Origin of the sequence: Pseudomonas sp. UM16 (assembly GCF_050312595.1) — a bacterium.
Lineage (GTDB): Bacteria > Pseudomonadota > Gammaproteobacteria > Pseudomonadales > Pseudomonadaceae > Aquipseudomonas.
Window position 1 is genome coordinate 88,610 of the sequence record NZ_JBNPJT010000005.1, and the last position, 21,128, is coordinate 109,737.

General features: G+C 60.7%; 18 protein-coding genes. 11 read left to right on the top strand and 7 right to left on the bottom strand.

Annotation, left to right across the window (positions count from 1 at the left end):
* Positions 1 to 3: 3 nt before the first annotated feature.
* The 5 genes from bioD to bioB are packed head-to-tail and all read right to left on the bottom strand — an operon-like array spanning position 4 to position 4,465.
* The gene (bioD, locus tag ACQRAX_RS07335; protein ID WP_412039025.1) at positions 4 to 684 is read right to left on the bottom strand and encodes a dethiobiotin synthase; all 681 of its coding nucleotides are present in this window, start codon (positions 682 to 684) and stop codon (positions 4 to 6) included.
* A 1-nt stretch (position 685) separates the two neighbouring features.
* Positions 686 to 1,510: a malonyl-ACP O-methyltransferase BioC gene (bioC, locus tag ACQRAX_RS07340; RefSeq protein ID WP_412039024.1), complete on the bottom strand. Its 825-nt coding sequence runs from the start codon at positions 1,508 to 1,510 to the stop codon at positions 686 to 688.
* The gene (locus tag ACQRAX_RS07345) at positions 1,503 to 2,234 is read right to left on the bottom strand and encodes an alpha/beta fold hydrolase (protein ID WP_412039023.1); all 732 of its coding nucleotides are present in this window, start codon (positions 2,232 to 2,234) and stop codon (positions 1,503 to 1,505) included. Before ACQRAX_RS07345 ends, bioC begins: the two co-directional genes overlap by 8 nt.
* On the bottom strand, positions 2,227 to 3,399 hold the full coding sequence (gene bioF / locus ACQRAX_RS07350) for an 8-amino-7-oxononanoate synthase (protein WP_412039022.1): 1,173 nt from the start codon (positions 3,397 to 3,399) through the stop codon (positions 2,227 to 2,229). The genes ACQRAX_RS07345 and bioF overlap by 8 nt, the downstream gene beginning before the upstream one ends.
* Before the next feature lie 7 nt (positions 3,400 to 3,406).
* Entirely contained in the window at positions 3,407 to 4,465 is a 1,059-nt protein-coding gene (gene bioB, locus ACQRAX_RS07355) for a biotin synthase BioB (protein WP_412039021.1), read from the bottom strand.
* 90 nt (positions 4,466 to 4,555) lie between these two features.
* Between bioB and ACQRAX_RS07360 the strand changes: the two genes are divergently transcribed.
* The 5 genes from ACQRAX_RS07360 (at position 4,556) to rarD (ending at position 10,187) form a co-directional block, all read left to right on the top strand.
* On the top strand, positions 4,556 to 5,293 hold the full coding sequence (locus tag ACQRAX_RS07360) for a ComF family protein (protein WP_412039020.1): 738 nt from the start codon (positions 4,556 to 4,558) through the stop codon (positions 5,291 to 5,293).
* A 60-nt stretch (positions 5,294 to 5,353) separates the two neighbouring features.
* Positions 5,354 to 6,118, top strand: a complete 765-nt coding sequence (locus tag ACQRAX_RS07365) for a TOBE domain-containing protein (RefSeq protein WP_412039019.1) — start codon at positions 5,354 to 5,356, stop codon at positions 6,116 to 6,118.
* A gap of 64 nt (positions 6,119 to 6,182) precedes the next feature.
* Positions 6,183 to 8,084: a PhoX family protein gene (locus ACQRAX_RS07370; protein WP_412039018.1), complete on the top strand. Its 1,902-nt coding sequence runs from the start codon at positions 6,183 to 6,185 to the stop codon at positions 8,082 to 8,084.
* Between the two features lie 177 nt (positions 8,085 to 8,261).
* On the top strand, positions 8,262 to 9,236 hold the full coding sequence (locus ACQRAX_RS07375; RefSeq protein ID WP_412039017.1) for a serine/threonine protein kinase: 975 nt from the start codon (positions 8,262 to 8,264) through the stop codon (positions 9,234 to 9,236).
* A 63-nt stretch (positions 9,237 to 9,299) separates the two neighbouring features.
* Complete coding sequence (gene rarD / locus ACQRAX_RS07380) at positions 9,300 to 10,187, top strand: EamA family transporter RarD (RefSeq protein WP_412039016.1); 888 nt, start codon at positions 9,300 to 9,302, stop codon at positions 10,185 to 10,187.
* Positions 10,188 to 10,398: 211 nt separating this feature from the next.
* Here the strand turns inward: rarD and ACQRAX_RS07385 are convergent, their stop codons facing one another.
* Positions 10,399 to 10,917: a glycine cleavage system protein R gene (locus tag ACQRAX_RS07385; RefSeq protein WP_412039015.1), complete on the bottom strand. Its 519-nt coding sequence runs from the start codon at positions 10,915 to 10,917 to the stop codon at positions 10,399 to 10,401.
* A 435-nt stretch (positions 10,918 to 11,352) separates the two neighbouring features.
* On the opposite strand from ACQRAX_RS07385, the gene ACQRAX_RS07390 reads away from it, so the two are divergent.
* Entirely contained in the window at positions 11,353 to 13,530 is a 2,178-nt protein-coding gene (locus ACQRAX_RS07390; protein ID WP_412039014.1) for a malate synthase G, read from the top strand.
* Positions 13,531 to 13,609: 79 nt separating this feature from the next.
* On the opposite strand, the gene ACQRAX_RS07395 is transcribed toward ACQRAX_RS07390, so the two are convergent.
* The gene (locus ACQRAX_RS07395) at positions 13,610 to 14,059 is read right to left on the bottom strand and encodes a response regulator (RefSeq protein WP_412039013.1); all 450 of its coding nucleotides are present in this window, start codon (positions 14,057 to 14,059) and stop codon (positions 13,610 to 13,612) included.
* 236 nt (positions 14,060 to 14,295) lie between these two features.
* Here ACQRAX_RS07395 and ACQRAX_RS07400 point away from each other — a divergent pair, with 236 nt between their 5' ends.
* From ACQRAX_RS07400 to ACQRAX_RS07420, 5 genes are all read left to right on the top strand, one after another.
* Positions 14,296 to 16,233 carry a DUF294 nucleotidyltransferase-like domain-containing protein gene (locus ACQRAX_RS07400; protein ID WP_412039104.1) on the top strand — a complete coding sequence of 646 codons (1,938 nt, stop codon included), beginning with the start codon at positions 14,296 to 14,298 and terminating at the stop codon, positions 16,231 to 16,233.
* Positions 16,230 to 16,934 carry a 3'-5' exonuclease gene (locus tag ACQRAX_RS07405; RefSeq protein WP_412039012.1) on the top strand — a complete coding sequence of 235 codons (705 nt, stop codon included), beginning with the start codon at positions 16,230 to 16,232 and terminating at the stop codon, positions 16,932 to 16,934. The genes ACQRAX_RS07400 and ACQRAX_RS07405 overlap by 4 nt, the downstream gene beginning before the upstream one ends.
* A 94-nt stretch (positions 16,935 to 17,028) precedes the next feature.
* A complete protein-coding gene (locus tag ACQRAX_RS07410; RefSeq protein WP_412039011.1) occupies positions 17,029 to 17,547 on the top strand; it encodes an RNA polymerase sigma factor in 519 nt (172 codons plus the stop codon).
* Positions 17,544 to 18,503 carry a FecR domain-containing protein gene (locus ACQRAX_RS07415; protein WP_412039010.1) on the top strand — a complete coding sequence of 320 codons (960 nt, stop codon included), beginning with the start codon at positions 17,544 to 17,546 and terminating at the stop codon, positions 18,501 to 18,503. The genes ACQRAX_RS07410 and ACQRAX_RS07415 overlap by 4 nt, the downstream gene beginning before the upstream one ends.
* Before the next feature lie 199 nt (positions 18,504 to 18,702).
* Positions 18,703 to 21,126 carry a TonB-dependent siderophore receptor gene (locus ACQRAX_RS07420; protein ID WP_412039009.1) on the top strand — a complete coding sequence of 808 codons (2,424 nt, stop codon included), beginning with the start codon at positions 18,703 to 18,705 and terminating at the stop codon, positions 21,124 to 21,126.
* The last annotated feature ends 2 nt before the right edge of the window (positions 21,127 to 21,128 follow it).

A 21,128-nucleotide genomic window follows, 5' to 3' on the forward strand; every position in this document is an offset into this window, starting at 1 on the left:
AGGCTAGTCCAGCAGGTCCAACTGCAAGTGACCTGCTACCGCTTCAGCGCTGACCTGCTTGAGTTTCGGTACTCGCCCCAGACAAGGTGCAGGCAAACGCTCGGCCAGGCTCGCCAGGTTCTCTTCAAGTCGCGAGGTACGTGGATCGACGATGTTCGCGACCCAGCCGGCCAGTTGCAATCCATCACGCGCGATCGCTTCAGCGCTGAGCAAGGCATGGCTGATACAGCCCAGACGCACACCGACCACCAGAATCACCGGAAGCTTCAAGGCAATGGCCAGGTCCGAGAGGCTGGCCTGGTCGGACAGCGGGACACGCCAGCCACCCGCGCCTTCGATCAGGGTGAAATCGGCACCCTGGGCCAGAATTTGGCGCATCGGTGCCAATAACGCCTGCACACTCAATGTCACGCCGGCTTCACGGGCTGCCAGGTGCGGGGCAATGGCCGGCTCGAAGGCGAAAGGATTGACCTGTTCATACGGCAGCTTGATCGAACTTTGTGCAATCAACGCCAAGGCATCGTCATTGCGTAGCCCCTGGGTGCTGGCGCTGCAGCCGGAAGCGACCGGTTTGGCCCCCAACGTGCTCAGGCCAGCCTGGTGCGCTGCATGCAATAGCCCAGCCGCCACGGTGGTCTTGCCGACATCGGTGTCAGTGCCTGCGATGAAATAGGCTGGGCTCATCTCAATTCCCTTCTTTCAACGGCTTTTGCAGTACACCGTAGACCACTTGATAGGTCGCTGGCAGCCCTTGCGCTTGGCGAAACTGCTCATAGGCCTGCAACAGGCGCTGCATCCGCGCCCGGCCGGTCAGCCCAGCCGGGCGGCCGGGGTTGAGATTGTGCGCCCCCAAGGCCTTGAGTTCGTGGGTCAGGCTGCGTACATCGGAGTAGTACAACACATGGGGACGGGCCTCCAGCTCCAGCACCTGCAACTCACTTTCGGCGCACAAACGCTGGTAGTCCTCCAGGCGGCGGAAGCGGTTGACATGGACCAGGCCGTCGACCGCCTGCCAACTCTCGCGCAGCTCATGCAGCGTGCCTACGCAGAGGCTGGCAAAAGCCAGCACACCGCCGGGTTGCAGGATGCGTCGGGCTTCATTGAGCACGCTGCGAAAATCACCACACCATTGCACCGCCAGGCTGGTGAAGATCAGCTCGACGCTAGCGTCTTTCAACGGCAGCCGCTCGGCATCGCCGGCCACATGGTAGTGCGCCCCACCTTGCCCTCGGGCGTGCTGGAGCATGCCTTCGGCGATATCTACAGCAATACCGCCAGCCTGGGGAAAACGCCAGCGCAAGGCGCGACTGAAGTGCCCGGTACCGCTACCCAGGTCGACCCAGCGTTGCGGATTGACACCCGCAGGCAATTGCTCGAGCAACGCGCTGCCCACGGCGCGTTGCAATTCAGCGACGCTGTCGTAGCTGGCGGCAGCACGCGAAAACGAAGCCGCCACCTGGCGCTTGTCAGGCAAGGCACCGGGCAGGCCCGGCAGAGAAAGATCAGTCATCGCCACTCTCATGTACAAAGGCCTTTATTGCAGCCGCCAACTCATGAGGTGTTTCCATCACAAAACCATGAGCACCGTCTTCAAGCAGCCCGACTTCCACGTCGGGCAATTCTTCGAGCAACACCCCGGCGACTTCCGCCGGCACCAGCGCATCACGCCCGGCGAATAGATGCAACTGCGGGCCGCCATAGGCCTGCAAGGCATTGCGAGTATCCAGCTGGCCGAGCACTTCAAGCCCGGCCACTAGCTGTTCCGGTGCAGGCGTCGGCATGCTGGCACTGAGCAGGCGCGCCAGGCTGCGTGGCTCCTGCGCACCTTGCGAGCACAGCGAAACGAAGCGTTTGAGCGTGACCTGGGTGTGATAACGGCAACCTTCGAGAAAGGTCTGGAAGGTATCGGCAGCCATGCCATGCGGCCAATCAGGACGGCTGACAAAGCTGAGGTTGCTGCCCAGGGTTATCAGACCGTGGCAGTCATCGCCACGGCGCGCCGCGAGTTCGGCAGCGAGCATTGCGCCCAACGACCAGCCACCGAGCCAGGCATTGCGTGGCAGTTGCCGGTCGAGCGTGTCGAGCCAATCCTTCGGGTCATGCGAAAGCAGGGTGGGCAGGTCGTGAATCTCGACCTGCAAGCCGGGGTCGATAGCGCGCAATGTCGCCACCAACGGCTGTAATGCAGAACGTCCCAGGCCCCAGCCCGGCAGTAGTACCAGTCGGTTACGCATCAGCAGGCTCCAGCAGCGGGTAACAGTCGGCCAATGCATCCAACAATAGCTGCACCTGCGCCACACTGTGCGCTGCGCTTAAGGTTACCCGCAGGCGTGCGCTGCCCGCTGGCACTGTCGGTGGGCGAATCGCGGTCACCAGCAAGCCGCGGTCACGCAGCATCTGCGACAACCGCAACGCCCGCGCACTGCCCCCAATCAGGATTGGCTGAATCGGCGTGAAGCTGTCCATCAACTGCAGGCCAATCTGCTCGGCACCACTACGAAACTGCTGGATCAGCGCTGCCAGATGCTCGCGACGCCAATGCTCGCTACGCAGCAGTTGCAGGCTGCGCAACGTGGCACACGCCAGGGCTGGCGGCTGGCTGGTGGTATAGATGTAGGGGCGGGCGAACTGGATCAGGCACTCAATCAAATCCTCACTGCCAGCCACAAAGGCACCCGCAGTGCCGCAAGCCTTGCCCAGCGTGCCGATCAGCACCGGCACCTGTTCAAGGCTCAAACCGAAATGCTCGACGATCCCACCACCATTGCGACCCAAGGTGCCCAGGCCATGGGCATCATCGACCATCAACCAGGCGTCGCGGGCCTGGGCTGTAGCGGCCAGGGCCGGCAGGTCGGCAATATCGCCATCCATGCTGAACACCCCATCGGTGACCACCAGCGTGTTGCCCACGGCCTTGTCCAGGCGGCTGGCCAGACTGCTCGCGTCGTTATGCAGATAACGGTTGAAACGTGCGCCACTGAGCAGCCCGGCATCGAGCAATGAGGCATGGTTGAGGCGATCCTGCAGGACTGTGTCGCCCTGCCCCACCAGTGCCGTCAAGGCACCAAGGTTGGCCATATAGCCGGTGGAAAACAGCAGTGCACGCGGGCGTCCGGTGAGTTCGGCAAGCGCCTCTTCCACCTCGTGATGCGGGGTACTGTGGCCGATCACCAAGTGCGAAGCACCACCGCCGACGCCCCAACGCTCAGCACCGGCGCGCCAGGCAGCGATCACTTCAGGGTGATTGGCCAGGCCCAGGTAATCATTGCTGCAAAAAGCCAACAACGGCTGACCATCGACCACCACTTGCGGGCCTTGTGGGCTCTGCAGCAATGGCCGCTGGCGATACAGGTCGGCCGCGCGACGTTGTTCCAGTCGCGCGCGTAGATCAAAAGCCATGACCGCCTCAGGCCGAGGCGGCGTTGTAGAACAGCTCGCTGCTCTTCTGTTCAATCAGGGCTTGCTCGATAGCCGCCTGGTGGACTTCGTCAGCATGCTCCTCACGGGCTTCAGGCTGGATGCCCAAGCGGGCGAACAGCTGCATGTCCTTGTCAGCCTGCGGGTTGGCGGTCGTCAGCAACTTCTCGCCATAGAAAATCGAGTTGGCACCGGCAAAGAAGGCCAGGGCCTGCATTTGCTCGTTCATCGCTTCACGGCCGGCCGACAGCCGCACATGGGATTTTGGCATCAGAATCCGCGCCACCGCGAGCATGCGGATAAAGTCGAAAGGATCGACCTCCTCGGCATTTTCCAGCGGCGTACCGGCGACTTTCACCAGCATGTTGATCGGTACCGACTCTGGATGCTCTGGCAGATTGGCCAGTTGGATCAGCAGGCCGGCGCGGTCGTCCAGCGACTCGCCCATGCCCAAAATACCGCCCGAGCAGATCTTCATGCCGGCATCACGCACGTACGACAGCGTTTGTAGACGCTCGCTGTAAGTACGCGTGGTGATGATGCTGGTGTAGAACTCCGGCGAAGTGTCGAGGTTATGGTTGTAGTAATCCAGCCCGGCCTCGGCCAGTGCCTGGGTCTGCTCCTGGTCGAGCTTGCCCAGGGTCATGCAGGTTTCCAGGCCCATGGCCTTGACCCCTTTGACCATCTGCAGCACGTAAGGCATGTCTTTGGCCGATGGATGCTTCCACGCCGCCCCCATGCAAAAACGGGTGGAGCCAATGGCCTTGGCCCGAGCCGCCTCTTCGAGGACCTTCTGCACTTCCATCAGCTTCTGTTTTTCCAGCCCGGTGTTGTAGTGACCGGACTGTGGACAATATTTGCAATCTTCCGGGCAGGCGCCGGTCTTGATCGACAGCAGGGTAGAAACCTGTACCCGGTTGGCGTCGAAATGCGCGCGGTGCACGGTCTGCGCCTGGAACAGCAAGTCATTGAACGGCTGCTGGAACAGTGCCTTGACCTCGGCCAGGGTCCAGTCGTGACGTGTTGTTGCAGTTGTGCTGGCGCTCATCGGCGGTTCCTTGTTTTAGGCTTGGTCTGGCGCCGGGACAGGAATGCCCGCCAGCGCATCACGGATAGCTCGCATAGTTAAGGAAGCCCAATGCACTGTCAACCACCATGCAAGGAACAGGTTTACAACTGGTTAAATAATGATCATGAATGCTTGCTGTGCAATGAAGCCACCGAACAGCCGTATCCATTGTGCGTGGCCTGCGAGGCCGAACTGCCGTGGCTAGAAGATGGCTGCCAGGTCTGCGCCCTGCCGTTGCCGATGCGCGGCCTGACCTGCGCTCAATGCAGCCGTCGCGCACCGGCCTTCTATCGGGTTGAAGCGCCCTGGCACTATGGCTTCCCACTGGATGCACTGATCAGTCGCTTCAAGTACCACAGCCAGTGGCCGCTGGGGCGCTTGCTGGCGCAGTTACTGGGTCGCTGGCTGACGCATCGTTTCAGCGAAGGCTTGCCACGGCCTGCTCTGCTGTTGCCCGTGCCCGTGAGCCGTCGGCGCTTGCGCCAGCGCGGTTACAACCAGGCAGGCATGCTCGCCCAATGGCTAGCCGGGCAAATCCAAATCAGCAGCAACGAGCACTTACTCAAGCGCTTGATTGATACACCAGCGCAACAAGGGCTGAAGGCTAGTGAGCGCAAGCGTAATCTGCAGCAGGTCTTTGCCGTGGAACACAGCGAACTGCTGGAAGGGCGGCACCTGGCCCTTGTCGACGATGTACTGACGACCGGCGCCACCGCTCAGGCGCTTGCCAGCCTGCTGCTCAGCGCCGGCGCCCGCCGGGTCGACGTCTATTGCCTGGCGCGCACCGCCAAGCCCGGCAGTACTTGACTTGGCGCCCGGCTGCGGGCACTTTCGGGGCTGATACTTGCCTGATGCCCGTGCCCGCACATGTCCTTGCCCGCCCCGCTCACCCAACACATCGTTCGCCGCCCTCAGCGCATCGCCTTGCTGCAGCACATTGCCGAGCAAGGTTCGATCACCCGTGCGGCGAAAAGCGCCGGGATGAGTTACAAAGCGGCCTGGGATGCAATTGACGAACTCAACAACCTGGCGGCCAGCCCGCTGGTTGAACGCAGTGTCGGCGGTCGCGGCGGCGGTGGCGCCAAGCTTTCTCAGGAAGGCCTGCGGGTCCTGCGCCTGTACCAGCGTTTGCAAGCACTGCAGGCGCAGATTCTGGGAGCCGCCGAAGACGCCAGCGATCTCGATCTGCTCGGACGCCTAATGTTGCGCACCAGCGCCAGAAACCAACTACACGGGCGCGTCAGCGCAATTCAAGCTGAAGGACATTACGACCGGATCAGCCTGGCCCTGGCCGGGGAGTTGAGCATCGATGCGCTAATCACCCGTGACAGCACCCAACACCTGGAACTGATCCCCGGTACCGCGGTAGTGGCATTAATCAAAGCGGGCTGGCTGTCCCTGCTTGCGCCACAAGCGCTTGTGCTTGAGGGCTACAACTGCCTGCAAGCTCAGGTCGAAGCACTACTCGATGAGACACAAGGGCCGACGGAAGTTCGCTTGATCTTGAGCAACAAGCAAACCCTGTGCACCTTCGCTGAACCCGCCTGGCTCAAGGCCCATGCAGTGAAACCCGGTAGCCAGTTACGGGTTCAGTTTCAACCTTCCTACGTGCTTATCGGAACGCCCTTATAAAAACGGACACAAAACCGTCACAAGCCCTGACTAAGGTGACTGCCAAACCCGCAGGAAGCCTGTCATGCACCTACTAGAAGAACATCAGTTCACCGACCTCGAACAGTTGGTCAGCCCCAGCCGACGTCGTTTCATTGGAGCCGGAGCCCTGTGCGGCGCCGCGCTGTTTCTGGGTGGCAATCTGCTCAGTCGCAGCGTCATGGCCGCCAGCGTCAGTGCGGGCAACAGCCGCCTGCTCGGCTTCGCCAGTATCCCCAGTGCCACTGCCGACAGCATCAGCCTGCCGGCCGGGTACCAATCTTCAGTGCTGATCAGTTGGGGCCAGCCCCTGCATGCTGGCGGCCCCGCTTTCGACCCCTCCGGTCAGGGCACTGCCAAGGCGCAGGAACTGCAGTTCGGTGACAACAATGACGGCATGAGCCTGTTCCCCTTCGCCGATGATGACAATCGGGCACTGATGGCGATCAACAACGAATACACCAACTATCGCTACCTGTTTGCCCATGGTGGGCAACCAAGCTCCGCCGAAGAAGTGCACAAGGCACAGGCTGCCGAAGGCGTATCGGTGATTGAGGTCAAGCGCAGCAACGACCAGTGGCAGTTCGTTCAGGGCTCGCCCTACAACCGCCGCATTCACGGCAACTCACCGATCCGCATCAGCGGCCCAGCGGCTGGCGACGCCTGGCTCAAGACCGCAGCCGACAATAGTGGCCGCAAGGCACTGGGCACGTTCCAGAACTGCGCCAACGGCAAGACGCCCTGGGGCACCTACCTGACCTGCGAAGAGAACTTCACCGACTGCTTCGGCAGCAGTGATCCGGCCCAGGTATTCGACGCAGGGCAGAAGCGTTACGGGGCTTCAGTCGCCAGCAAGGAAATCGGCTGGCACCCGCACGATCCGCGTTTCGACCTGGCAAAGAACCCCAATGAACTCAACCGCCACGGCTGGGTGGTCGAAATCGACCCGTTCGATCCCGACTCGACGCCGATCAAGCGTACCGCCCTGGGTCGTTTCAAACACGAAAACGCCGCCCTGGCCGAAACCCGCGATGGCCGCGCAGTGGTGTACATGGGCGACGATGAGCGCGGCGAATTCATCTACAAATTCATCAGCCGCGACCGCATCGATCACAAGACACCTAGCGCCAACCGCAGCTTGCTCGATCACGGCACCCTGTATGTCGCGCGTTTTGACGACGGCGACCAGAATGCCGACCATCCACGCGGCAAAGGCCAATGGCTGGAACTGACCCATGGCAAAAACGGCCTGATCGCCGCCAACGGTTTCGCCAGCCAGGCTCAGGTTTTGATTCATGCCCGTCTGGCTGCCAGCCAATTGAAGGCAACGCGCATGGACCGCCCGGAGTGGATCGTGGTCAGTCCCAAAGATGGCCAGATCTATTGCACCCTGACCAACAACGTCAAACGCGGCGAAGAAGGCCAGCCAGCGGGCGGCCCCAACCCGCGTGAAAAAAACCTTTACGGGCAGATCCTGCGCTGGCGCGAAATGGACAATGACCATGGCGCCAAGAGCTTCGATTGGGACCTGTTCGTGGTTGCCGGCAATCCTTCGGTCCATCCAAATGATGCCAAGGGCGGCTCTAGCAACATTACCCCGCAGAACATGTTCAACAGTCCCGACGGGTTAGGTTTCGATGCCGATGGCCGGCTGTGGATTCTCACTGACGGCGATTACAGCAATGCCGGTGACTTTGCCGGTATGGGCAATAACCAGATGCTTTGTGCCGATCCTGTCAGTGGCGAGATTCGTCGTTTTATGGTTGGGCCAGTGGCGTGCGAAGTAACCGGCATCGCCTTTGCGCCAGACCAGCGCACCTTGTTCGTGGGGATTCAACATCCAGGCGAAACGGGCGGATCGACCTTTCCAGAACACCGGCCCAATGGCAAGCCGCGCTCATCGGTGATGGCAATCACCCGCGAGGATGGAGGCATCATCGGCGCCTGAACTTTCCAGTAAGACCAGCCTTGCTGGCGATGGAATCGACGCGTGTCCGTTGTTGCGCAGTGTCTGCATCGCTGGCACGGCCAGCTCCCACCATGGCCGCATCAATCGGCAGCCCCCCCCTCAGGTGGGGTACCATGCCTGCATGATGCGGCCACCTGCCGCACAGCAGGAGCAGACATGTCTCACCCCTTCGAAACCCTCACCCCCGACCTGGTCCTCGACGCTGTGGAGAGCATCGGCTTTCTCAGCGATGCCCGTGTGCTGGCGCTCAACAGCTACGAGAACCGCGTCTACCAGGTAGGCATCGAAGAAGCTGAACCACTGATTGCCAAGTTCTATCGTCCTGACCGCTGGACCGATGCAGCCATCCTCGAAGAGCATGCCTTCACCGCTGAACTGGCCGAATGTGAAGTCCCTGTAGTGGCGCCACTTATCCACAATGGCGAGACATTGTTCGAACACAGCGGTTTTCGCTTCACCCTGTTCCCCCGTCGCGGTGGCCGCGCCCCGGAGCCTGGCAACCTCGACCAACTCTATCGCCTCGGCCAGTTGCTCGGGCGCTTGCATGCAGTCGGTTCTACCCGTCCGTTCGAGCACCGTGAAGCCCTGGCCGTGGATAACTTTGGCCACGCCTCACTGGCCACCTTACTTGACGGCAACTTTATCCCCAAAAGCCTGCTGCCAGCATTCGAGTCAGTTGCCCGCGACCTGCTCAAGCGCGTCGAAGCCATCTACGCCAGCACCCCGCATCAAACCATCCGCCTGCACGGCGACTGCCATCCCGGCAACATGATGTGCCGCGACGAGATCTTCCACATCGTCGACCTCGATGATTGCCGCATGGGGCCCGCCGTTCAGGACCTGTGGATGATGCTCGCCGGAGATCGCCATGAGCGTCTCGGACAACTGGCCGAGCTGATGGATGGCTACAACGAGTTCCATGATTTCGACCCCCGTGAGCTGGCCCTGATCGAACCGTTGCGTGCCTTGCGCCTGTTGCATTACAGCGCCTGGCTGGCACGCCGCTGGGACGACCCGGCATTTCCGCGCAGCTTCCCCTGGTTTGGCCAGGAGCGTTATTGGGGTGACCAGATTCTCGCCCTGCGCGAACAGATGGCAGCACTGGATGAAGAACCGCTGAAATTGTTCTGAAGCACGCACGAGTCTGTCTACAATAGCGATGCTTTTAGATAGCTGCCTAAGCAAGGAATCTGCATGCACGCTGCCAACCCGCGCCGCGGGTACATACTGGGCCTTACCGCCTACATCATTTGGGGCTTGTTCCCGCTCTATTTCAAAGCGCTGCAAAGCGTTCCCTCGGTGGAGATTATTGTCCACCGCGTGCTCTGGTCGGCATTGTTCGGCTCGTTGCTGCTACTGGTCTGGAAGCATCCGGGCTGGTGGCGTGAACTGCGCGACAACCCTAAACGCCTGGCGATCCTGGCCCTCAGCGGCTCGCTGATTGCCGGCAACTGGCTGACCTACGTCTGGTCGGTGAACAACGGGCGAATGCTTGAAGCGAGCCTTGGTTACTACATCAACCCGCTGATCAACGTGTTGTTGGGCATGATGCTACTAGGTGAACGCCTTCGCCGCCTTCAGTGGGTTGCCGTGGGCCTGGCCGCAGTAGGTGTGGCCCAGCAGGTCTGGCAGGTGGGTAGTCTGCCGTGGGTTTCGCTGGTGCTGGCCTTGAGCTTTGGTTTCTATGGCCTGATCCGCAAACAGGCCCCGGTCGCGGCGTTGCCGGGGCTGGTAGTGGAAACCTGGATGCTGGTGCCTCTGGCCATCGGCTGGCTACTGCTTAACCCGCTGGCTGCCAGCGCCGATCCCAGCTTCTATACCAGCAGTGAGGCACTCTGGCTGATTGCGGCTGGGCCGGTCACTCTGGTACCGCTGGTGTGCTTCAACGCTGCCGCTCGCCACCTGCCCTACACCACTTTGGGCTTCCTGCAGTACCTGGCACCGACGTTGGTGCTGCTGCAGGCAGTGCTGTTGTTTGGTGAGCACCTGTCGAGCAGTACGCTGGTTGCTTTCATGTTTATTTGGGCTGGCCTTGCCCTCTACAGCGTCGATGCCTGGCTGAGTCTGCGCCGCCGCAGCTGATCAAAAAACGTACAAACTGCTGCAAGCCACGTTATTCGTGGCCTGCAGCAACCGCTCCCAAGGTTATCCACACCCTCATCCCCGTGCTTTGTGCACAAGCCCCTGATTATTGGTGGTTTTTTGCTCAACTGCAGCAAAGCCACGGCCCGCTTGGGCTGGCGCAGGCTTCCCCCAGCTTATCCACAGGCCGGTCCCCGGCAAACCGGGATAACTATTCTTCCGGCCGCAGCTTGAGCTCCACCATCAGATCGTCCGCCAGCGCCTCAAGCTTGGCCTGCAGGACATCCAGGGAAAGGGTCAGCGGCATCGCCAACAAAGCATCGGCATGGAACAACGGCTCGCTGCTCATCGGCGCCGGGCGTACGTCGGTGGTAAAGCGCTCAAGATTGATCCCTTGCTCGGCCAGCAAGCGGGTGATGTCACGCACGATGCCTGGACGGTCATTGCCCACCAGCTCCATGGCGATCGGTTTCCAGGTGCACGACGGCTCGATGCCGCTTTCGGCAATCAGTACCCGAATGTCGTACTTACCCAAAGCCTGCAGCGCCTCGACCAATTCATCATAGGTTTCAGCGGGTACCGCCACACGCAGGATCCCGGCGAATTGCCCGGCCATGCGCGACATGCGACTCTCCAACCAGTTACCGTTGTGCTCGGCAATGCACTCGGCAATACGCTCGACCTGGCCTGCCTTGTCCGGGGCGATTACTGTCAATACGAGATGATCCACGCGCCATTCCTCTGCTGATTGCCTTCGGACGCCCAAAAAACAAGGGCGCGCAGAAAGTATAGGCAAGGCGCGGCAACCTGCCGCAGCAGGCCTTGATGACTAATCGTGTACTGTTTCAAGATTTATCTGGAACAATCTGCCACTTTTTTGAGAACATACTGTTTCCCAGCGTGACCCTCTGCGACCGATTGGTCGCAGAACGACGTATTTAGTCTAATTTTCACAACCGCAGCGCATCATGTAGTATGCCGCAGCGCGGACTACAAAACGTCGAATCGATGTCTGCCAAGGCGCCTGTGAAAATACGCCAACGCCCGCCAGCCTGTCTGGCTGGCCGCACCCAGTCGCCCCTAGGGCATGTTCTGGTGCCGTGTTTAGAGAAGCGCGCAAGGCTTAAATAGAAGAGCTGAATAGCTGAGCAGAGTGAGGCAAGCAATGACTGAACACGTTCAAGTCGGTGGCCTTCAGGTCGCCAAAGTCCTGTTCGACTTCGTGAACAACGAAGCCATTCCCGGAACTGGCGTCAACGCCGAGCAGTTCTGGGTGGGGGCAGAAAAGATCATCAACGACCTCGCTCCAAAGAACAAAGCACTGCTGGCCAAACGTGACGCGCTGCAGGCACAGATTGATGCCTGGCACCAGGCGCGCCAAGGCCAGGCTCACGATGCCGTGGCTTACAAAGCCTTCCTTCAGGACATCGGCTACCTGCTGCCAGAAGCTGCAGACTTCCAGGCCTCGACCCAGAACGTCGACGACGAAATTGCCCGCATGGCCGGCCCGCAACTGGTTGTACCGGTGATGAATGCGCGCTTTGCCCTGAACGCCTCCAACGCCCGCTGGGGCTCGCTGTACGATGCCCTGTACGGCACCGATGCTATCAGCGAAGCCGGTGGCGCGGAAAAAGGCAAAGGCTACAACAAGGTTCGTGGCGACAAGGTGATTGCCTTCGCCCGTGCCTTCCTCGACGAGTCCGCACCTCTGGCTGCCGGCTCCCATGTCGATTCCACTGCCTACCGCATTGAAGCCGGCAAGCTCGTGGTTGCCCTCAAGGGTGGCAGCAACAGCGGCCTGGCTGATGACGCACAACTGATCGGCTACCGCGGCGATGCCTCGGCACCGACCGCGATCCTGCTCAAACATAACGGCCTGCATTTCGAAATCCAGGTCGATGCCAGCACCCCAGTCGGTCAGACCGACCCTGCCGGGATCAAGGACGTGCTGATGGAAGCCGCCCTGACCACCATCATGGACTGCGAAGACTCGGTCGCCGCCGTTGATGCCGATGACAAAGTAGTGATCTATCGCAACTGGCTCGGCCTGATGAAGGGCGACCTGTCCGAAAGCGTCAGCAAAGGCGACCAGACCTTCACCCGGACCATGAACCCGGACCGCGAGTACAGCGCACCGAACGGTGGCACTGTCACTCTGCACGGCCGTTCCCTGCTGTTCGTGCGCAACGTTGGTCACCTGATGACCATCGACGCCATCCTCGACAAAGACGGCAACGAAGTGCCTGAAGGCATCCTCGACGGCCTGATCACCAACCTTGCCGCAATCCATAACCTCAACGGCAACACCAGCCGCAAGAACAGCCGTACCGGTTCGGTGTATATCGTCAAGCCGAAGATGCACGGGCCTGAAGAAGCGGCGTTCACCAACGAGCTGTTCGGCCGCATCGAAGATGTCCTGGGCCTCAAGCGCAACACCTTGAAGGTCGGCATCATGGACGAGGAACGCCGTACCACGGTCAACCTCAAGGCCTGCATCAAAGCTGCCAGCGAGCGCGTGGTGTTCATCAACACCGGTTTCCTCGACCGTACCGGTGACGAAATCCACACCTCCATGGAAGCCGGCGCGGTAGTACGCAAGGGCGCCATGAAAACCCAGAAGTGGATCGGCGCCTACGAGAATTCCAACGTCGATATCGGCCTGGCTACCGGCCTGCAAGGCCGCGCCCAGATTGGTAAAGGCATGTGGGCCATGCCGGACCTGATGGCCGACATGCTCGAGCAGAAGATCGCTCACCCGCTGGCGGGTGCCAACACCGCTTGGGTACCGTCGCCGACGGCCGCCGCGCTGCATGCGCTGCACTACCACAAGGTCGACGTATTTGCCCGTCAGGCCGAACTGGCCAAGCGTGCACCGGCTTCGGTAGACGATATTCTGACCATCCCGCTGGCCACCGACACCCACTGGTCGGAGGAAGAAAAACGTAACGAGCTGGACAACAACGCCCAGGGCATCCTCGGCTACGTTGTGCGCTGGATCGACCAGGGTGTGGGTTGTTCGAAAGTGCCGGACATCAACGATGTCGGCCTGATGGAAGACCGCGCCACCCTACGGATCTCCGCCCAGTTGCTGGCCAACTGGCTACGTCACGGTATCGTCAGCGAGGCTCAGGTGCTGGAAAGCCTCAAGCGCATGGCACCAGTGGTGGACAAGCAGAACGCCAACGACCCGCTGTACCGCCCGCTGGCACCAGACTTCGACACCAACATCGCCTTCCAGGCGGCGGTCGAACTGGTGGTAGAAGGCACCAAGCAGCCGAACGGCTACACCGAGCCGGTGCTGCATCGTCGTCGTCGTGAGTTCAAGGCCAAGAACGGCCTGTAACGCCCGGGAGCTGCTTTGCAGCCCATCGCTGGCAAGACCCGCTCCTACCAGGAGCCAGCCTTGCCGGCGATGGAACCTCTCAGACCGAAGAAATCCCCAACTCCTTGCGCACCAGCACCATCAATTTGTCCAGATCGATTGGCTTGAGCAAAAAGTCGACGACACTCAAATGCATCGCCGCAATCGCATCTGGTACGTCAGCATCACCGGACACGATGATGATCGGCAATGCCGCTTTCTCCGATTCGCGAATCTGCCTAATCAGCTCCAGGCCATCGAATGGCTCCATGCGCAGATCGGTAATCAACAGGCCGATGCCCCGATCTCTTTTCAGGCACAGCAACGCCCGCTCGGCGTTCTCCGCCGTCACGCACTTGATGCCCTTGGCTTTCAAGTAGCTGGCCAAGGCATCACGGGCCGGTCGATTGTCATCAACGATCAATACCATCTGTGGCGCAGCCCGCGGTGCCGTAACCGTTGCCAGCGCTTCACGCTCAGCATCACTCAGTATGTCTTCTTGGTCGGGCATGGCTGTCTCATCATCAATGACTCGTAAAATGTCCCTCGAATCAAGTTCAGACTGCTTTTGATCGCCTTGCAACCCGCCTCTCGTCGGCAATTTGACACCCGTCGCGTTTCTCACCCTGCCCGTCGCTCCATTTAGACTTACGTCCAATGGGCAGTGAGCACCCTGCGACCGACCATGAGGGTCGAAAACAACAAGGTCGATGTACACAGCTCGACACAAAGACGCGGTAAATGCTCATGAGCAAAATGGACGCCTTCACCCAGGCCGGGAAGACTGCGGTACTGCAGAATATCCAAGGAACCCTGCAGTTCCTGCAGCGCTTTCCACCGTTCAACCAGATGGAGAACGCTCACCTGGCGTTTCTCGTCGAACAGTGCCAGCTACGTTTCTATGCGGCCAATGACAGCATCATCAAGCCCAGTGACGGGCCGGTCGAACACTTCTATATCGTCAAGCAAGGCCGCGTGGTCGGCGAACGCCAACACGTGAGCCGCCCCGGCACCGAAACCACCTTCGAGATAACCAGTGGCGAGTGTTTCCCCCTCGCGGCCCTGCTCGGCGAACGGGCTACGCGTACTGAACACCGGGCAGGAGAGGACACTTTCTGCCTGCAGTTGAACAAAGCCGCGTTCATTCGCCTGTTCGCTCTCTCCGAAGCTTTTCGCGACTTTGCTCTGCGAGGTGTGAGCAGTCTGCTCGACCAGGTCAATCAGCAGGTCCAGCGTCGCGCGGTGGAAACCTTAGGCACGCAATACTCACTCAATACCCGCCTGGGCGAATTGGCCATGCGCCACCCGGTGGTCTGCGAAGCGCAAACACCGCTGCGCGAAGCTGTGGCGCTGATGCACGAGCAGCAGGTCGGCAGCATCGTCATCATCGACGCGCAACGTTTTCCTATCGGCATTTTCACCCTGCGCGACCTACGCCAGGTAGTTGCCGATGCCAGCGCCGATTTTGCCCAGCCGATTGCCGGCCATATGACGGTTGGGCCGTTCTATCTGAGCCCCCAGGCCAGTGCGTTCGATGCCGCCATTGCCATGACCGAACGTCACATTGCTCATGTCTGCCTGGTCGAGGACAAGCGCTTGTGTGGCGTGGTTTCCGAGCGCGACCTGTTCTCCCTGCAACGGGTCGACCTGGTGCACCTGGCCCGGACCATTCGCCATGCCACCCGGATCGAAAGCCTGGTGTCGCTGCGCGGCGAGATCAGCCAATTGGTCGAGCGCATGCTGGCCCACGGTGCATCTTCAACACAGATCACACAGATCATCACGCTGCTCAACGATCACACCGTGTGCCGGGTGATCGAGCTGGCGATTGCGGAAAAAGGCGATCCGGGCGTGCCGTTCAGCTGGCTGTGCTTTGGCAGTGAAGGGCGGCGCGAACAGACCCTGCATACGGACCAGGACAACGGCATTATTTTCGAAGCCCGCGATGCGGCTCACGCCGCCGAAATCCGCGGCCGCCTGTTACCGCTGGCGCAACACATCAACCAGGGCCTGGCGCAATGTGGCTTTACCCTGTGCAAAGGCAACATCATGGCCGGCAACCCTGAGCTGTGCCTGTCGCGTGCCGAATGGGCGCGGCGCTTCGCGGCCTTCATTCGCGAAGCCACCCCGGAGAACCTGCTGGCCTCGAGCATCTACTTTGACCTGCGCGCGGTGTGGGGTGATGAGGGCGCCTGCGAACAGCTGCGCCAGACCATTCTTGAGCAGGTAGCCGACAACCGTTTGTTTCAGCGCATGATGGCCAACAACGCCTTGCGCCAGCGCCCGCCGGTAGGGCGATTCCGAGAGTTCGTGTTAACCCGCCAAGGCAATGACAAGGCCGGCACCCTGGACCTAAAGGTTCAGGGGCTGACTCCCTTTGTCGACGGTGCCCGTCTGCTGGCCCTGGCCAATGGCATCAGCACCAACAACACCCTGGAACGCCTGCGCGAACTGGTGGCGCGGGAGGTGATCGACCCGCTCGATGGCGCCGCTTATGAGGAGGCTTATCACTTCATCCAGCAAACCCGCATGCAGCAACACCAGCTTCAGAGCCGGGAAAACCTGCCCTACTCCAATCGTGTCGATCCTGACAGCCTCAACCACCTGGACAGACGCATACTGCGCGAGTCCCTGCGCCAGGCCCAGCGCCTGCAGAGCAGCCTGGCCTTGAGGTATCAGCTGTGAGTCTGTTTGCCTGGTTACGGCCTCGCCAGATCGAAGACCATATACGCCAGCAGGCCATGCACATTACTCCAGCGGCCGCGCTCAGTGAAGACACCCTGCGCAGCCAACGCTGGGTAGTCCTGGACCTGGAAACCAGTGGCCTGAACACCCAACGCGATGAAGTTCTATCGATTGGCGCGGTGGTCATCGAAGACGGCGCCATAGACTTCAGCCAACAATTCGAACGCACCTTGTTCCAACGCGATCACAAGCTGACCTCCAGCGTGCTGATTCACGGCCTGGGGCCTAGCGCTATCGCCGCGGGCTGTGATCCGGCCGAGGCCTTGCTCGACTTGATGAGTTTCATTGGCAGCAGCCCGGTATTGGCCTTCCACGCCCCCTTCGACCAGCGCATGCTTGCCCGCGCCCTGAAAGACCACTTGGGCTACCGGCTGCAACATCCGTTCTTCGATGTCGCCGAACTTGCGCCGCTGCTGAATCCGCAGATCACCCTGCGCGAGGCCGGGCTGGATGACTGGACGGCATGTTTCGGCCTGGAAGCCATCGAACGGCACAATGCCAGTGCCGATGCCATGGTCACCGCCGAACTGGCCCTGATTCTATTCAGCCAGGCCCGGCGCCAGCACCTGGACAGCCCGGCGCAACTGGACCAGCACCTGCAGCGCTGGCGGCGGCGAAGACAACAAAGTCACGGTTTCTAGGGCAATCCGATGAGCGTCAATTGCGTTCCACGAGTAGATTCTGCACAATCGCGAATAATTCTCGTTAGTTAACGCATCTTTTTCGGGGAACGCCTTGTCGTCCGTACAAAGCCCACACAGTGAGCTGGTCGGTACGCTCTACCGCGACCATCGCAGCTGGCTGCTCGGCTGGCTACGGCGTAATATCGCCTGCGCCGAGCGTGCCGAAGACCTCAGTCAGGACACCTTCGTACGCCTGCTCGGTCGCGAGCAGCTGCCCGCACCGCGTGAACCGCGAGCGTTTCTCTTGGCCATCGCCAGGGGCCTGCTGTTCGATCACTTCCGTCGCGCGGCACTGGAGCAGGCCTATTTGGCCGAGTTGATGCTGATCCCTGAAGCCGAGCAACCGTCCCCGGAAGAACAACACCTGATTCTCGAAGACCTCAAAGCCATTGATCGTCTGCTGGGTAAGTTGTCGAGCAAGGCCCGCGCGGCATTCCTCTACAACCGCCTGGACGGCCTCAATCATGCGCAAATAGCCGAACGCCTGGGGGTTTCAGTTTCCAGAGTGCGCCAGTACCTGGCCCAAGGCATGCGTCAGTGCTACATCGCCTTGTATGGCGAGCCGATATGAGTAACCAACCCGTTAACTCTCGCGTCCTTGATGCCGCGATCGCCTGGCAGCTGTGCCTGGACTCTGGCAGCGGTAGTGCGCACGAGCGTGCCGAATTCGACCGCTGGCATGCAGCCAGTGAAGAGCACGCCCGGGCCTGGATGCAATTGGGCATGCTCGACCAGCGCTTCAGCGCCGCAGCCGGACCGGCGCGCCAGGCTTTGCTGCAATCGCGCGCGGGCCTGCGCCAACGCGTGCGCAAGCTCGGCGGCAGTGTTGCCAGCCTTACCCTGGTAGTGGGATTACTGGGCTGGGCCAGTGCCTATCAATCCGTGGGCTATTGGCTGGCCGATCAACGTACAGCCACCGGGGAGCAGCGCAGCCTGCGCCTGACCGACGGCACACTGATCAGCCTCGACACTCATTCGGCGGTAGATATCCGCTTCGATGGAGAAGAACGCCTGATCGTCCTGCACGAGGGTGAAATCTCCATCGAGACCGGCCACAAGGACGATCGCCCCTTCGTCGTCGCCACCGAAGATGGGCGCATGCGTGCGCTGGGTACACGCTTTCTAGTCAAGCTGGAAGACCAGGGCACGCGCCTGAGCGTGTTGCAATCAGCCGTGGCCGCCAAGCCACAAGACAGTGGCGATGAACAGATTCTGCATGAAGGCCAGCAAGTGCTGATGAGCCAGGATCAGCTCGGTCAGATAGAAGGCCTGCGCTCCGGCGCCGATGCCTGGACCCGCGGCATGCTGGTGGTCGACAACGTGCGCCTGGCTGACCTGGTCGAAGAGCTGAGCCGCTACCGCACTGGCTACCTGGGGGTTGCGCCGGAGGTGGCCAACTTGCGTATTACCGGAAGCTTCCCCCTGAACGATAGCGACCTGGCCCTGACTTCATTGCTGCCGACCCTGCCGGTGCAGATCGAACAGCACACCCCGTGGTGGGTGACGGTGGTGGCACGCCGCGATTAATCCTTGAGCCTGATCGCCAGCCATGCCGACTCCCACAAAACCAGCCAATACCTTGTGGAAGTCGGCCTTGCCGGCGACTAGCCGCGCCTGCCGCGGTCACTGCAATCAAAATCTAAATTATTTTCACTAAGCCCTATCACTTTTCCCAACTCACTCGGCAAGGAAGCTAGTTAGCACTTATCCGTCGAGGAGCCGCTGCATGACCCGTGCGTTTAAAACCTTCCTGCGTCCCAGTTTGCTGGCCATGGCCATTGCCCTGTCCGCACCGCTGGCGAGCAGCCCGCTGATCGCGGCTGAACAGTCCGCCATGCGCAGCTACAACCTGCCAGCAGCGCCGCTGTCGAGCACCCTGAACCAGATTGCAAGCCAAGCCGGCATTGCCCTGACCCTCGATCCGAGCCTGGCCAGCGGTCGTACCTCGGCGCCGGTCAGCGGCCAATACAGTGGCGTCGGCGCCTTGCAGGCGGCCTTGCGTGGTACTGGCCTGCAACTGCAGCAGAGCAGCGCGGGCACCTTTACCTTGGTGGGCACCCCGGAAGGTACCCTGGCGTTGCCAGAAACAGCCATCAACGCAACCGGCGACTTTGAAAGCGCCTGGGGTCCGGCCACTGGTTTCACCGCAACTCGTACTGCTGCCGGCACCAAGACCGATACGCCAATTGTCGAAATTCCGCGCTCGATGACCGTCATCACCCGCGAGCAACTGGATGACCGCCAGGTTCTCAACCTCAACGACGCCCTGCGCTACACCGCTGGCGTACAAAGCAGCGGCTACGCCTCCGACCCCCGCGCCGACTGGCTGCGAGTGCGCGGCTTCGACCCGACCCAGTTCCTCGATGGCCTGCCACTGCCCAAGGGCTCGTTCGCCAACCCGAAAGTCGAGCCATGGAACCTAGAGCGTATTGCCGTGCTGCGCGGCCCGGCTTCGTCGGTCTACGGTCAAACGCCGCCAGGCGGCATGCTCGACATGGTCAGCCGTCGCCCACAGGAGCAAAGCGCTCACGAGATCGAAACCCAACTCGGCAGCAACAATCACCGCCAGATCAACTTCGACAGCACTGGCAAGATTGATGAAGAGGGCCAGTTTCTCTATCGCGTCAGCGGCGTAGTCCGTGACAGCAGTTCGCCGACTGATCATGTTCCGGACAAGCGCTACAACATTGCGCCAAGCCTGACCTGGAACATGGATGAAGACACCAAGCTGACCTTCATTACCCAGTACACCCGCGACGATACCGGTATCTCCGGGCAGTTCCTGCCGCTGCAAGGCACCAAGCTGGACTCACCGGCCGGCGATATTTCCCACCATAAGAACCTGGGTGATCCCGACTGGGAGTTCTACGACCGCACCTACTACGCGCTGGGCTATGCCTTCGAGCACCGAATCAACGATGTCTGGCAGTTCCGTCAGAACCTTCGTTACACCAAGAGCGATCTGTCGTTTCAGGGTGTCAACGTTGCGACCATGAACAACGGCACCATTGAGCCTGACGGTACGGTTCCGCGTGAAACCGGCATCGTCGACGAAGACATCAGTCAGTTCGCCGTGGACAACAACTTCCAGGCCGACTTCCAGACCGGTGAGTTGAGCCACACGCTGCTAATCGGCCTCGACCACCAGCGCTCGAACACCAACTACCAATGGCTGTACGGCCTGCCCGACAGCGTACCGCCCGGCAACGTGATCAAGCCGCCCTACGGCCAGGACTTCTCCAAGGTCCAGTACTTCACCATGTACGACTATGCGCAGAAGACCTACCAGACCGGCTTCTATATGCAGGACCAGATCGCCTTGGACAACTGGCGCCTGACCCTCGGTGGTCGTGAAGACTGGGTGCACACCGGCACTACCTTTGAAAACCAGGGCGACGCCACCAGCACCGAGCGCGACAAGGCCTTCACCGGCAACGTCGGCCTCAGCTATGTGTTCGACAATGGCATAACTCCCTATTTCTCCTACACCGAGTCGTTCCAACCGACCACTGGTGCTGCGGTCAACGCCACGCAGTCGTTCAAGCCGACCGAAGGGCGCCAGTATGAAGTCGGTGTGAAGTACCAACCGGTGGACAGCAAAAACCTGTACACCGCCGCGGTCTACGATCTGCGTCAGGAGAACGTGAAAGTTACCGAAGGCAACCTTACCCGTCAGGTCGGTGAGCTGCAGGTACGTGGCCTCGAGCTGGAAGCCACCACTCAGGTGACCGATAACCTCAAGCTGATTGGTTCGTACACTTACACCGACACTGAAATCCTCAAGGGTGCAGCCAACGAAGAAGGCAATCGCATGGCCCTTATCCCGCGCAACCAGGCCACCCTGTGGGCGGACTACACCTGGAATCTCGGGATGCTGGACGGCTTCGGCATCGGCGGTGGCGTGCGCTATGTCGGCGACACCTATGGCAACACGACCAACACCGATCTTGGCCATGTTGGCTCGTACACCGTCTACGATGCTTCGGTGCATTACGATCTGGGTCGTAAGATCAACACCCTCAAGGGCCTGACAGTAGCAGTCGAAGCCAAAAACCTGTTCGACAAAGAGTACCTGGCCAACTGCGACGGTTACTGGTGCTACTACGGTGACGAGCGCAACGTGGTTGCCAGCGTGAACTACAAGTTCTAAGG

What these genes read in the sequence shown, in the direction of transcription:
- bioD (WP_412039025.1), bottom strand. Translation starts at nt 684, where the DNA reads ATGAGCCCAGCCTATTTCATCGCAGGCACTGACACCGATGTCGGCAAG.
- bioC (WP_412039024.1), bottom strand. Translation starts at nt 1,510, where the DNA reads ATGACTGATCTTTCTCTGCCGGGCCTGCCCGGTGCCTTGCCTGACAAG.
- ACQRAX_RS07345 (WP_412039023.1), bottom strand. Translation starts at nt 2,234, where the DNA reads ATGCGTAACCGACTGGTACTACTGCCGGGCTGGGGCCTGGGACGTTCT.
- bioF (WP_412039022.1), bottom strand. Translation starts at nt 3,399, where the DNA reads ATGGCTTTTGATCTACGCGCGCGACTGGAACAACGTCGCGCGGCCGAC.
- bioB (WP_412039021.1), bottom strand. Translation starts at nt 4,465, where the DNA reads ATGAGCGCCAGCACAACTGCAACAACACGTCACGACTGGACCCTGGCC.
- ACQRAX_RS07360 (WP_412039020.1), top strand. Translation starts at nt 4,556, where the DNA reads ATGCACTGTCAACCACCATGCAAGGAACAGGTTTACAACTGGTTAAAT.
- ACQRAX_RS07365 (WP_412039019.1), top strand. Translation starts at nt 5,354, where the DNA reads ATGTCCTTGCCCGCCCCGCTCACCCAACACATCGTTCGCCGCCCTCAG.
- ACQRAX_RS07370 (WP_412039018.1), top strand. Translation starts at nt 6,183, where the DNA reads ATGCACCTACTAGAAGAACATCAGTTCACCGACCTCGAACAGTTGGTC.
- ACQRAX_RS07375 (WP_412039017.1), top strand. Translation starts at nt 8,262, where the DNA reads ATGTCTCACCCCTTCGAAACCCTCACCCCCGACCTGGTCCTCGACGCT.
- rarD (WP_412039016.1), top strand. Translation starts at nt 9,300, where the DNA reads ATGCACGCTGCCAACCCGCGCCGCGGGTACATACTGGGCCTTACCGCC.
- ACQRAX_RS07390 (WP_412039014.1), top strand. Translation starts at nt 11,353, where the DNA reads ATGACTGAACACGTTCAAGTCGGTGGCCTTCAGGTCGCCAAAGTCCTG.
- ACQRAX_RS07395 (WP_412039013.1), bottom strand. Translation starts at nt 14,059, where the DNA reads ATGCCCGACCAAGAAGACATACTGAGTGATGCTGAGCGTGAAGCGCTG.
- ACQRAX_RS07400 (WP_412039104.1), top strand. Translation starts at nt 14,296, where the DNA reads ATGAGCAAAATGGACGCCTTCACCCAGGCCGGGAAGACTGCGGTACTG.
- ACQRAX_RS07415 (WP_412039010.1), top strand. Translation starts at nt 17,544, where the DNA reads ATGAGTAACCAACCCGTTAACTCTCGCGTCCTTGATGCCGCGATCGCC.
- ACQRAX_RS07420 (WP_412039009.1), top strand. Translation starts at nt 18,703, where the DNA reads ATGACCCGTGCGTTTAAAACCTTCCTGCGTCCCAGTTTGCTGGCCATG.